We start from the raw sequence: 13255 nt of genomic DNA, 5'->3' as shown, positions 1-13255 counted from the left end.
GCTACAAATATGAAAGGAGCCCTCATACCTCATCAATCAAGCATGGACGAATTGAAAGATAAAGTAGAGGGCTCGCTTGTTCTATAATTTGACCAATTTAATTTCTAATAGAGATAGACTTCTCCAGATCTAAATCCTGTACTAGAAGAGCCTTCATCAGGAGCGCCAACAATGACATTGTTATTATCTGACACATCAACAGAGTAACCGAAGTGCTCACCCGCAACAGACCTTGGTGCTTTCAAGTAAGCGCCTTGCGACCATTCAATACCATCAAAATTGAAGAGGTACGCTGCGCCCGACTCGCGTGCAGACACATTTGGCGTACTATTAATACCTGCGCTACTGGAATTCTCTAGCCATGCACCAACAATGAGCGATGTTCCATTCGGTGACATTGAAACACTATTACCAAACCACATGGTGCTGTGAATAGTCGATGCTTTGACGTAAGCCTGTTGAGACCAAGAGTCACCGTTGCGTTGGAACACATAGGCTGCGCCTGAATCGGTGAGTGAGTTGTTTGGTGTACTGTTAATCCCTGTTGTGCTGGAATCTTCGTACATAGCACCAACAGCCAACGTGTTTCCATCAGAAGAAAGGCTCACTGAAGTACCAAATTGATCACCACCACCGGTATTGGAAGCCTTCACATAAGCCTGTTGCGCCCAACTTCCATCAATGTTTTCAAATACATAGGCCGCACCAGAGTTTGTCGAGGCATTGTTTGGCGTAGTATTGATACCGGTTGTACTGGAACTTTCTCCAACCGCACCGACCACAAGGGTATTGCCATCTCCGGACATCGTAACCGATTCCCCGAATTTATCTAAGCTTCCTGGGTTAGAGGCTTTAATATATAGCTCCTGAGCCCAGGCACTACCGTTAAAACTGAACAGATATGCGGCGCCAGCCCAGCTGCCTAAGGAGTTGTTTGAGATACTGTTGATTCCGGTAGTGCTTGAGTCTTCTCCCGGCGCGCCGATGAGAACCTTATTGCCATCCGATGACACCGCAACACTTCGGCCAAATCTATCATCAAAACCAGCATTGTCGGCTTTCAAGTAACGCTGAAATACCCATGCATCATTCTCGAAACGGTACACATATGCGGCTCCCGCACTACCTGAGTCGTTGTTATAACAGCAAGGGGATACACTCAAATTACTTCCGTCTTCCTGTGGTGCACCGACGACCAAGGTGTTGCCGTCTTCAGATAATGCCACTGCCCAGCCATAAAAATCATTTGCGTCGATATTGGGCGATGTAAGCAGTTCCTCTTGTTGCCATAAGCCATCTGTAAAGCGGAAGATATAAGCAGCACCTCGTGCGGTATTTTTATAAGGCGCGCCTGCAGCAAACACTGTACCATCGCGTGAAATTGATACAGAGTAGCCAAACTCTGCAGATTGACTTGGATCTGAAGCTTTAATGCTGGCGATCAAATCATTTGCATCGGTTGAAGACAAAGAGAGCAGGTTAGACGACGCAGACCCTACGCTGTTTGTTGAGATAATAAAAAACTCTGAAGATAGCGCGGAAAGAGCCCCCGTCATACCAACCGTTAGCTCCAGCGCCCCATCCGTTGTACCTAATGGTTCGCAGTCGTTATCAAAGTCTTCATTTTGAGTGCAAACAGTGTATCCCGTGGCCAGCTCAGACTTTTCCCATTCCAGCGAAACAGGGAAAGTAAGCGTCTCGGACGAACCTGATTCCACAGTCAGAAGGTTAAAAGACTCAGGGGGTTGTGGGTTGAGGTATTGGTCAATAGCTGCCTGAGACCCACCGATAGTAATAACAATGTCTGTCGTCGTTACACCATCAGACGCCGTCACTTCAATGACATCCTGCACAACAGTGTCTTCAGTGAAATCAGCCACCGCTGTATCATTCACCGTATATGTCCAAGTACCGTTGACAATCACCAAAGAACCGAAGTTACCCTCATAAGGCCCTGTGCCATCGAACGTTACCGAGGAGTTGTCCGAGTCAACGTCTGTCACGCCAATGCTGCCTGAGGCATCAAAGGAGGACATCGTAGCGCCAAGCTCGGTATAAGTGAGTGTCGGGGTTTCTGCCGAACCAGATACTGCACTTGCGGAAGTACCTTTAACTAATGAACCCGACACTGGCACTATAAATGCCGCGTATTCATTCGAGTCACGCCAAACATAGGGTGTTCTTCCGTTACCGTCCAAGTCTACAAAAACGTTTGCAACAGTCACGACTCGACCCGAGAAGCTGTACTTCCCTGTGCTCCAGACCATATAGGAATAGGTTTTGCCATCAATGATAACTCGCTGAGTATCATCACCCTCATATGTGTAATAGTCTGGAGCTACTAAGCCACCTCGGTCGACCGTTGAATCATTATCGATAAACTGCAGGGTTGTTCCATCGGTGAGGATATTAATGCCATTAAAGCTACTACCGATAATCGAATAGTCATCACCTCGCCTCCATCCTCTCACCTCATAGAGGTCGCCCTCAAAGCCTTGATCGAGGAACAAGTTTATCTGAGCTGATGTATCTCCTGTCGCTACCGGCGCGTCATCAGAACCAACAATTGTGATAACAATCCGTTGGGATTTTCCGTCCGTCGCTTTAACAGTGAATGTATCTTCTACCTTCTGGCCTTCAGCCAGAGCCTGAACCAGAGTGCTGTTATTGTTCAGGGTATATGTCCATCGATCCTCATTAAGGTTATACCAAGCACCGTCTTCGAGTAAGAATGTGCCATAAGTACCATCCACACTCTCGTATACCAACGAAGGAGAATCTGTAGAGTCAGGATCTGACACTGAGATCTTCCCTGTCACGGTCGATGATTCGCCGGGATCACGCTCAGTGACTTGACCTGAAAAATCACCAGATATGACCGAGTTGCTTGCCAGGAATGCATCAATCGCATCTTGAGACCCGCCGATAGTAATAACAATATCTGTCGTCGTTACACCATCAGACGCCGTCACTTCAATGACATCCTGCACAACAGTGTCTTCAGTGAAATCAGCCACCGCTGTATCATTCACCGTATATGTCCAAGTACCGTTGACAATCACCAAAGAACCGAAGTTACCCTCATAAGGCCCTGTGCCATCGAACGTTACCGAGGAGTTGTCCGAGTCAACGTCTGTCACGCCAATGCTGCCTGAGGCATCAAAGGAGGACATCGTAGCGCCAAGCTCGGTATAAGTGAGTGTCGGGGTTTCTGCCGAACCAGATACTGCACTTGCGGAAGTACCTTTAACTAATGAACCCGACACTGGCACTATAAATGCCGCGTATTCATTCGAGTCACGCCAAACATAGGGTGTTCTTCCGTTACCGTCCAAGTCTACAAAAACGTTTGCAACAGTCACGACTCGACCCGAGAAGCTGTACTTCCCTGTGCTCCAGACCATATAGGAATAGGTTTTGCCATCAATGATAACTCGCTGAGTATCATCACCCTCATATGTGTAATAGTCTGGAGCTACTAAGCCACCTCGGTCGACCGTTGAATCATTATCGATAAACTGCAGGGTTGTTCCATCGGTGAGGATATTAATGCCATTAAAGCTACTACCGATAATCGAATAGTCATCACCTCGCCTCCATCCTCTCACCTCATAGAGATCACCCTCAAAGCCTGAGTCTCTCCACAAGTTTATGGTGCCGTTATCATCTCCAGAGATCACGGGCTCATCGTCGGTACCTGTAATCTCTATCACAACAGTTAATTTGCTGTTATCGCTCGCGATGATATCTATCTCGTCCTTGACGATTTCATCTTTGTAAAGTGACTGGACCTTCGATTGGTCTAGTGTGTATGTCCAGACACCATCGGCCAGCGCCAACGAGCCATAACTACCTGACCTATTTTGGTTAGTGAATAGCTGAGAATCCTCTTCATTCAACTCTCCACTGGTTTTCACTTGATCACCAGGATCTCCCTCGTTTACTGAGCCAGTCAGGACACTTGGTGTTGTGCCACCACCGTCTGTGGTGCCGCCATCTGTCGTACCTGTCGTTGAACCGTCGGTCGTACCTGTAGTGCTGCCGTCAGTGCCGCCGGTGGTCGAACCATCGGTGGTACCTGTGGTGGTGCCATCAGTACCGCCAGTGGTAGAACCGTCAGTCGTACCTGTAGTCGAGCCGTCGGTGCTGCCGGTGGTTGAACCGTCGGTGGTACCTGTCGTTGAGCCGTCAGTACCGCCCGTAGTCGAACCGTCGGTCGTACCTGTGGTGCTGCCATCAGTACCGCCGGTAGTCGAACCGTCTGTCGTACCCGTCGTTGAGCCGTCAGTACCGCCCGTAGTAGAACCGTCCGTCGTACCTGTGGTCGATCCGTCAGTGCCGCCAGTGGTCGAACCGTCGGTCGTACCTGTGGTCGAGCCGTCTGTCGTACCCGTGGTCGAGCCGTCCGTCGTACCCGTGGTTGATCCGTCGGTGCCGCCCGTGGTCGAGCCATCGGTCGTACCTGTGGTGGTGCCATCCGTACCGCCCGTGGTCGAACCATCGGTCGTACCTGTGGTGGTGCCATCCGTACCGCCGGTAGTCGAACCGTCCGTGGTACCTGTTGTTGAACCGTCCGTGGTACCTGTTGTTGAACCGTCAGTGGTACCTGTGGTCGATCCGTCGGTGCCGCCGGTGGTTGAGCCGTCGGTGGTACCTGTGGTGGTGCCGTCAGTGCCGCCGGTAGTCGAACCGTCCGTCGTACCTGTGGTTGAGCCGTCGGTGCCGCCCGTAGTCGAACCATCGGTGGTACCTGTCGTCGAGCCGTCAGTACCACCCGTAGTCGAGCCATCGGTGGTACCCGTGGTTGAGCCGTCGGTCGTACCTGTAGTCGAGCCGTCAGTGGTACCTGTCGTTGAGCCGTCGGTCGTACCTGTAGTCGAGCCGTCAGTGGTACCTGTCGTTGAACCGTCGGTAGTACCTGTCGTTGAGCCGTCGGTGCCGCCCGTGGTCGAGCCATCCGTGGTACCAGTAGTCGATCCATCGGTACCGCCGGTGGTTGAACCATCGGTCGTGCCTGTGGTTGAACCGTCCGTCGTACCCGTAGTGGAGCCGTCAGTAGTACCTGTCGTGGTGCCGTCGGTTGTACCCGTAGTGGAGCCGTCGGTTGTACCTGTGGTGGTGCCGTCAGTGCCGCCGGTGGTCGAACCGTCGGTAGTACCTGTGGTCGAGCCGTCAGTACCGCCCGTAGTCGAACCATCGGTCGTACCTGTGGTGGAGCCGTCAGTGCCGCCAGTGGTCGAGCCGTCGGTGGTACCTGTGGTTGAGCCGTCAGTACCGCCCGTAGTCGAACCGTCCGTGGTACCTGTGGTTGAGCCGTCAGTGCCGCCGGTGGTCGAACCGTCGGTCGTACCCGTCGTTGAGCCGTCAGTACCGCCCGTAGTCGAACCGTCCGTCGTACCTGTAGTCGAGCCGTCCGTGGTACCTGTGGTGCTGCCATCAGTACCACCGGTAGTCGTACCTGTAGTCGAGCCGTCAGTACCACCGGTTGTTGAACCATCGGTGGTGCCCGTGGTGGTGCCATCCGTACCGCCGGTGGTCGAACCGTCCGTGGTACCTGTAGTCGAGCCGTCTGTGCCGCCGGTGGTTGAACCGTCGGTCGTACCCGTCGTTGAGCCGTCAGTGGTACCTGTCGTTGAGCCGTCTGTCGTAACGCCGGGGCCACCATTTGGTGGATTTACGCCATCGGTTGAACCATCGTCCCCCGAGCCATCTGTTTTTCCATCTGTCGAACCGCTGTCGGTTATACCGCTGTCTGTCGAACCACCATCAGTTGAGCCAGTCTCTGTGCCGGGATCAGTAATTTCACTATCAGGGTTATTTGCACCAAAGGCGTTATCGCCTGAGTCACAGCCAACTACCAGCAGAACCGAAATTAATATTGCTAATTTGGTTCTGAGCTTGAATTCACGCATGTCATTTGCTCCCAGCAAATTATTCTAAGCACCGAATTGGACAACTATGTGTGAGAGGATTTGGTACAAATTAAGGCAGTTCAACAAACAGATTCATATGACTTCCATGGTCAACAGCCTTTAACCCTTAAAAAGAATTTCCCGTCCTAGCAGGCGCTATTAATGAAAAATATCGGACAGGGAAAAATAAACACAACACACCAAATACATTGAATATATAAGTAAGAGTGAATATGCAAACTTAAATGGAAGTGATGTTTTTCTATCAAATCATTTAATTTTTCATTTTTTAATAATGTTATCCATTAGATTTTAACTAACTCTAAACTCATGCTTATCTAGTTCTTTTCTGGTACTAAAAACACTAACTTTTGTGTTGTTATGCGGATCAATATCACATTAATGCATTTTAGATGCATCTAAGCGCTTACTGTTTTTGGTGCGTACTTTCATCACCTTATGATTTTATTGATCTTCCAAAAGACTCACATAACAAATTAAAATAGGTATCTACCTAAATTACATTAGGACTAGTTTTTAAATTAGCAATCCCTATATAAGTTAAAAAATAAAACTGATAAATACAAAGTTTGAAGATCATAAAATTCATCAAAATATAATCGTGACCAGCATTTAAAACTAGCCACAGCTGACAGTTAAACTAGTCAAGCAATCGATGCTGATTTAATGGGATTTATATAAGAAGTGCAGAAAACCGTAAGATAAAGACTAAAAGTAAAAGGTATCAAAATTAAGGCATCCCGAATATAATTTATGTTACTATTATTTCCATATTAAAATTATGGAAATAGGTTAATGTTCGATTTTATTAACTTTTTCTTGTATTACCTTATGACTCTATACTGATCCCTACAGATTGATGTTGACTGTTTGTCAGGAGTAATAAAATGCATGACCCCAAGTCGACTCTTTGCAGTGCAAACGGTAATCTAATCAATACTCTTGATAATGCTGCACAGTTAAGAGCCTCACCTCCCGTTATATGTTACCAAACGGATTCTCTTCCTTTTTTTGACATAACTTTCTATAAATCAGTCAGATCAGTATCTGTCAGAACACTGTTGTTTGACATACCGCCTCGGCAAGCGCGATGCTTTACTGTTCCCGCTGGCAGCTTCTTTCGCATTTCCTGTTTACACGGCTCTCAAGTTGGGGATTTAAACCTTTGGCAGCGCGACAATTTGAGTGAGCGCTTTTTCAGCGGAAAAACACGTCAGTTACATGCAACTCACCTAACCACAGGTGACAGGCTTTGGAGCAATATGCCTTATCTGCGCCCAATAGCTACAATCACCGATGATTCACTGCAATGGTATGGCTGGGATGATGACGGTGCTGGTGTACATGACGTGATTGGCACACGATGCGATCCATACACTCATCACAATCTTCATGGCGAAAATTACCATCACTGCTGCCATTCAAATCTCACCAAAGCACTTGCAGACAAGCTCGGTGTTAGTCAGAGAGAAGCGGAACCACATGTTCATGATGTGCTGAATGTGTTCATGTGCACAGGTTTTACGAAAGATACACATCAGTATTTTATGAAGGCGAGCCCTGCCAGAAAGGGGGATTATATTGAGTTCTTTGCAGAAACGGATTTGCTTGGGGCATTGTCAGCATGTCCAGGTGGAGATTGCGGTGCGACGCACTCTAGCGACGTGGCGGAATGCCACCCGCTGACTGTAGAGGTGTTTACCGCACCTGCTGAAAGTTTGAAGGATTGGACACCATTCCAGCCCAGTGAATATCGCCCTGATTAGCTAGCGCGCTTCTTGCCCTTCCTGGCAGCCAACACAATATCTGACTTCCGGTTTAATGGCTAAGCGGGCATCGGGAATATCCACACCACACTCTTCGCAAAAGCCGTACTCTTCATCTTCCAAACGCTGAAGTGCGGCATTCACTTCATTTAACTGGCTTTGAAAATACCTAAGATTGGATTTGGCCATTTCGTTTTGTTGAATCGCATCGATTCGCGAAACTCGGCCGATGCAAGGTTGGTCAAGAGCGACAGGATCCGCTTGGTCTTTCAACAAATCCAGCTCTTCCAGGATGTGAGCTCTCAGGTTTTCCAGTCTTGCTTGATGTTCTGTCATACCGCGTCCTTGAAGCAGAATTCAACCGTTCAACTTTTAACCACACTACCAGAGATTCGAGGATTAAGACAAAAACTGAGGTTTTGTCGAAAGCCATAGGCAAACTCTTGGGTTCTGACCGGAAAACTATCCATTCGCGACGTTATTGTGTTTTTAATGACAACTCTTCTACGTGCAGGGATAACAGTCCCTGTCCTTCTCACTGTTACAGTTTCATTGTTCCATCGACAAACTCGCAGCCCTCCATCTAGAGCCACAAGATGAAGGATTGCATCGGACTATCGCATTTTTCTCTCAATCAGAAAGGGATTGAACGTGTCCCTATGTTGGACCACCTACAAGAAATAAAGGGGTAAACAATGAGCGATAACAAAATCGAAGAACTTCAGTCTCTACTGAATGTTCCGGATCCCAATGCTACAGCGGCCTCAAGTGATGTCCAGACGCGCTCTCTATTCGGTGCCGCGCAGTGCCACAAAGGGACTGGCGTTCTAGCGGATATATTGAATGCTTTGCCTCCCGGCGGATTAGGCGGCAACGAAGAAGCCGCTTCTCCCTATCCGCCAGTTTCATTGCCTCAATACGACTTCACTACTTCTGCACAACGGGCTTACGCCCTATCCAAAGCCCGAAAAGAAAATACCTTTGAATACCTCAAACTTCCCGGCGCCGTCGTACACGGAAATGTTCAATGTGAAGACGTCGCGAACGCCAATGAATGGCGATACCGGGGAGGGTTAGACGAGCAGGAGTACAACTTCGATGTGAATGATGCCGACCCGAACTTCGCTGGGGTACGTCTTTTTGAAGGGACGGTAGCCTACCTTGAGAAGCACTTTTGGACCATCGTACTGTCACCGGATATTGCCGCGAAGTTTATTAACCTTCTGACCGTTGTATATAGTGAATTGGCTGATGGCAGACCAGAGCGCATTACTTTCGAAATCATGGACCCCATCCTGCTTACCTTCCCGCACAGGAAGTGTAATACCGTCGATGAGCTCGACTTCTACCCCACTTTTTGTACCGACCATCCAAAATATGAAGAACGCATCAAGCAGTGGCCGAAGGCGCCATATGATAAAGATTTCCGTTCCGATGACTTGATTGGCTGGCTGGTGACTGCCGCACCGACACCAGTATTTAATTACTTCAAGCCTTATACCCAGCACATGAGCAAGTTCCCCATTACAAATAGCCACTTCAGACGTGTTCAGGGGTTTGAATCGGACAATCTCGATCAGGCCATGGCAGAAGGTCGCCTCTTTATCCTCGATTTTGCCGACTTCCATGATGAAACTGTCGCCAAACGCAATTTCGATAACTTCGGTGCCCGCCTGCATGCAGGTATCTGTCTGTTTGCCATTCCTGCGAATGGTACTGGGTTAAAAACCATTGCTATTCAGCCAACACAAACCCCACAACCTGGCGGTTTTTGGAATGATATTGGATGGTTCTTCCTGGGTATGTTCGGGTATGGCGACCAGAAGCATCCGCCTTCAAAAATCATCACAGCGGGAGATAACTACTGGGCGTGGCAGATGGCCAAGAACTGCATCACGACCATGACATCAATGGCAGGCGTTATCGATCACCTCTCCACCCATGTTTACCTTGGTCCGATTCCCGTGGCATACTTCCGTAACATCACGGAGTACCATCCTTTGCGACCGCTACTGGATACCCACTTGATGGCCTTGGTCACCAATAACCACATCGGCATCTTCGAAGAAGTTGGCACTAGCGGACTGCCAAATGGTGAAGGTTATGAGTATACCTATGGCAACCCATACAATGGCCTGCTAACCGGCGCAATTCAGAGATTGTCTGGTTTCAGCAGCACAACCTTTGTGAACGCCACGCTACGAAGAAAAAATCACTACCATTTCTTCGAGCACAGCACACCGATTGATCGCATGGCCGACCCAGTCCTTGCACAGCTTGATGAGTACCCACAGCACGACGACAACGGACTTGCTCCTATCATCAATGAATGGGTCGATGGATATCTTCGCCTTTACTACTACTCAGACCAAGACGTTAAAGACGATACGGAACTTCAGGGCTTCCTCTATGAAACAACACATTATGGCAATGTAAGAGGCTTCCCGGATCATGCCGACACGCTGGAGGAACTGATTGATATCGTGTCCCGTATTATTTACTGGATGTCGGTCAACCACGCGTTTGGCAGCATGGTTTCCTTTATGAAGTTGAGTGCTTTAGGCGTTTACAGAGACCATCCCATCGACCCACACTTCGGTTATACGGAACGTGATTGGCTGAATATCTGTCCTCCAATGAATGTCGGCGCAGGCTTGTTTATGTTCTCGCGTATCTTTACCGACTTACCTGAGGATTGGCATCGCTCTCTCGGCAAATATCCGAAAGGACAATTCAAACACGACCCAAATGTTTATCCATTGCTTGATGTCTTCCAGCAACAACTTCAAGCACTGGATGATGAAATCCGCGAGAAGAACTCACGCCGTCGTTGGGCATACGACTTGAGAATGCCATCCACTATTACTGTCAGTCCTTGGAATTAATAGGAGCCTTATCATGGATAAGTTTGACCCATCCCGACGGGATTCAATGCGCAAGATGATCATTGCTGGCGGTGCTTGCGTGGCTTTGTCGCAAGTGAATTTGTGGAACCAACCACAGAAAGTACTTACCGCGCCAAAAGTGGATGACAAAGAGATTAAAGCGGCGGGCGAAGAACTGGCGCTGACCACGCCAGAGCAAGACGTCTTCGCCGTAATTAAGAAGAACCTGATGCGATCCAAAAACGTTACCGATGAGCAAATTGGCGACTTTTCACGACGCATCGTGGCATCAAGCCCAGAAGGTACGGATTTCAAACAGGTTTTTTCCGGTTTGCAGAATGAGTTTCATCTGATGGAGCATTTCATTCGATATATCCATACCTAAGCGACGACGCAACTAAACGAGTGCTTTTGCCAGGTTGTGGTAGCGACAACCTGGCCTTTTTTAATCAGCTCTCAAACCCAATCAATACATTTATCCCTGCGCGCTCTGTCGGATAGCGATCTGGCGTCGAATGACAAGCCGACCCCCTCTCCGTTTTATAACATTTGAATATAAGAACTGAAGCCTTCGTAACGTCAGTTGGCATCTTTAGAGGGGATAAAGACATTGGAAATAAGCAGCCATACAAATTTAATGCAAGCGGATCAGGTGCGCAAAGGCATGATCATCAGCAAAACCTGTGCTGTCATCGCCAAAGGGAAAAGCCCTCAAACCACACAGCCAGGATACTCACTACAATCTATGCGCCATGGCGAGCCTGTTAATGAAGACGCTATTCGTGCTAAAGCGAAACAATTAGGCCTTAATCAACAAGAACAAGATCTTTTCGTGGTCATCAGACGCAATCTTGTTCATTCGAAGAAAGTCAAAGACGGGCAAATCGCCGCCTTTGCAAAGCATGTTGTCCAGTACTGTGATTCTGAAGCAGACATCTATAACGCGCTGAAAGGCATTGAACAGCAAATGGCAGTCATGGACCATTTCATTCGCTATATCCACGTGTAAAATATCTCCTGAAAACGCCTTATTTCCCTTGCCATTCTCTGCCGTCAGACATAGTAGTGCCTTAGGCTTTTAACCTGAGGCAAAAACCACCCTATTCCCCCCCACCCAACAAGCTTGTCAGCCGCTTGTTTTAGTGACTCATTTTTTTACCGTATTTCGCCCCCTTAAATATGCAATATCGAGCCACATCTACTACTTTTAACAAAACACTCATTTGTGAAATTTGTGTAACACAAATGATTGGGTAATTTCTTTATTATTTGGGTCTGGATCTATGGGGCACGTTAAAGTACCGAACAACGCGGAAGTTCTTTTTGTCAGTGGGTTAGCCTCATTCGTTCATGCAGGTGAAAAACAAGCTCTTAAACTAGGTACGCAACTTCATTCCGGCGACACAATCGCAGTCGCAGAAGACACACTGATTGAGTTTCAGGGTGATGACGGAACCGTATTTGCCTATGTGGGTGGCGAAGTTGACAGCCTTACGGATTTACTGAATAACCGGAACTTTGATGATGGGGAAAAAGAAAAGATCCGGGAGATCATTGATGCGATCAAGCTCGGACAAGACCCTACCCTAAATGAAGACGACGCAACTGCTGCGGGTACTGCACTATTAAGCTCTGGTTCAAATGGATTTTTTGTTTTGTCTCGATCGGCAAGCGAAACCATCGCGACTGCGGGTTATGACACAGAATCCTATGTTGAGCCTCTCTCCAGCCTTAGCACGAGAGAACAGAATTCAGAATCATTTCTCACAACACCAACAATCAGCCTCAGCGTCGATACCCTTACCAACGACAACACACCCACTATTTCAGGTAGTACAAACATACTGCCTGGTTCTGTCGTTCAGTTAACGATCACTGACTCGATTGGGAATGTCCAAACATTAACTGCAACGGTAGAAGAGGATGGTTCCTTCAGTATTGAAATCACCAACCCGCTGCCGGACGGACCTTTTTCAATTACAGCAACCGTCACTGACTCTCAGGGAAATGCTATCTCGACAACCGCCAACGGTCAGATCGATACACTCGCGCCTGGTGAGGGAACAGGTCCAAATGGGACCAATGAATCTCCTTTGGTTGAGATACCTGAAGCCTCTGGCGGTATCGGTGAAGAGGAACTCACCGACGGTGTGGAAATTTTGGTCACCCCACCAACCGGCACTGAGCCGGGCGATACCGTGACCGTCACTGTCACCCAACCTGACGGCTCTACCTCGGAGGTCACCACCACCGTCCCTGATGGCTGGACTGACGGCAGTGCGGTCTCTGTCGTGGTGTCTCCGGAAGATTTAGGCGGCGCTGGCGGTACCCTCCCGGATGAAGGCGATTACACCATCACCACCACAGTCACCGACAGTGCCGGTAACACCTCTTCCCCGAGCGAAACCATTACCGTCACCGTCGACACCACAGCACCAGGCGAAGGCACCAGTGAAAACGGTACCGATGAACTGCCGCTGGTAGAGGTACCTGAAGCCTCTGGCGGTATCGGTGAAGAGGAGCTCACCGACGGTGTGGAAATTTTGGTCACCCCACCAACCGGCACTGAGCCGGGCGATACCGTGACTGTCACCGTCACCCAACCTGACGGCTCTACCTCGGAGGTCACCACCACCGTCCCTGATGGCTGGACTGACGGCAGTACGGTCTC

The 13255-nt window shown here is 48.8% G+C and carries 7 protein-coding genes; 5 read left to right on the top strand and 2 right to left on the bottom strand.

What is annotated here, in order from left to right:
* Window positions 1–104 precede the first annotated feature (104 nt).
* Complete coding sequence (locus QL223_RS23410) at window positions 105–5912, bottom strand: VCBS domain-containing protein (RefSeq protein ID WP_281546115.1); 5808 nt, start codon at window positions 5910–5912, stop codon at window positions 105–107.
* A 908-nt stretch (window positions 5913–6820) separates the two neighbouring features.
* Between QL223_RS23410 and QL223_RS23405 the strand changes: the two genes are divergently transcribed.
* Window positions 6821–7699: a DUF1989 domain-containing protein gene (locus QL223_RS23405; protein WP_281546114.1), complete on the top strand. Its 879-nt coding sequence runs from the start codon at window positions 6821–6823 to the stop codon at window positions 7697–7699.
* On the opposite strand, the gene QL223_RS23400 is transcribed toward QL223_RS23405, so the two are convergent.
* Window positions 7700–8035 (bottom strand): TraR/DksA C4-type zinc finger protein, encoded by a 336-nt coding sequence (locus QL223_RS23400; protein ID WP_281546113.1) that lies wholly within the window; start codon window positions 8033–8035, stop codon window positions 7700–7702.
* Window positions 8036–8394: 359 nt separating this feature from the next.
* Between QL223_RS23400 and QL223_RS23395 the strand changes: the two genes are divergently transcribed.
* The 4 genes from QL223_RS23395 to QL223_RS23380 form a co-directional block, all read left to right on the top strand.
* Window positions 8395–10584 carry a lipoxygenase family protein gene (locus QL223_RS23395; protein WP_281546112.1) on the top strand — a complete coding sequence of 730 codons (2190 nt, stop codon included), beginning with the start codon at window positions 8395–8397 and terminating at the stop codon, window positions 10582–10584.
* Window positions 10585–10597: 13 nt separating this feature from the next.
* Complete coding sequence (locus QL223_RS23390; protein WP_281546111.1) at window positions 10598–10969, top strand: hypothetical protein; 372 nt, start codon at window positions 10598–10600, stop codon at window positions 10967–10969.
* 252 nt (window positions 10970–11221) lie between these two features.
* Window positions 11222–11593 (top strand): hypothetical protein, encoded by a 372-nt coding sequence (locus QL223_RS23385; RefSeq protein ID WP_002542779.1) that lies wholly within the window; start codon window positions 11222–11224, stop codon window positions 11591–11593.
* Between the two features lie 274 nt (window positions 11594–11867).
* Window positions 11868–13255: Ig-like domain-containing protein (locus QL223_RS23380; RefSeq protein WP_281546110.1), on the top strand; the 1388-nt coding region annotated here is incomplete at its 3' end.

It is taken from the genome of Grimontia sp. SpTr1, assembly GCF_947387585.1.
GTDB lineage: Bacteria > Pseudomonadota > Gammaproteobacteria > Enterobacterales > Vibrionaceae > Enterovibrio > Enterovibrio indicus.
Note: the sequence above shows the minus strand (reverse complement) of the source record. Positions and strands in the feature narration are given on the sequence as shown.

Bases quoted from the DNA above. Each gene is read 5' to 3' on its own strand.
- QL223_RS23385 (WP_002542779.1), top strand. From the start codon at position 11,222: ATGCAAGCGGATCAGGTGCGCAAAGGCATGATCATCAGCAAAACCTGT.
- QL223_RS23395 (WP_281546112.1), top strand. From the start codon at position 8,395: ATGAGCGATAACAAAATCGAAGAACTTCAGTCTCTACTGAATGTTCCG.
- QL223_RS23390 (WP_281546111.1), top strand. From the start codon at position 10,598: ATGGATAAGTTTGACCCATCCCGACGGGATTCAATGCGCAAGATGATC.
- QL223_RS23400 (WP_281546113.1), bottom strand. From the start codon at position 8,035: ATGACAGAACATCAAGCAAGACTGGAAAACCTGAGAGCTCACATCCTG.
- QL223_RS23405 (WP_281546114.1), top strand. From the start codon at position 6,821: ATGCATGACCCCAAGTCGACTCTTTGCAGTGCAAACGGTAATCTAATC.
- QL223_RS23410 (WP_281546115.1), bottom strand. From the start codon at position 5,912: ATGCGTGAATTCAAGCTCAGAACCAAATTAGCAATATTAATTTCGGTT.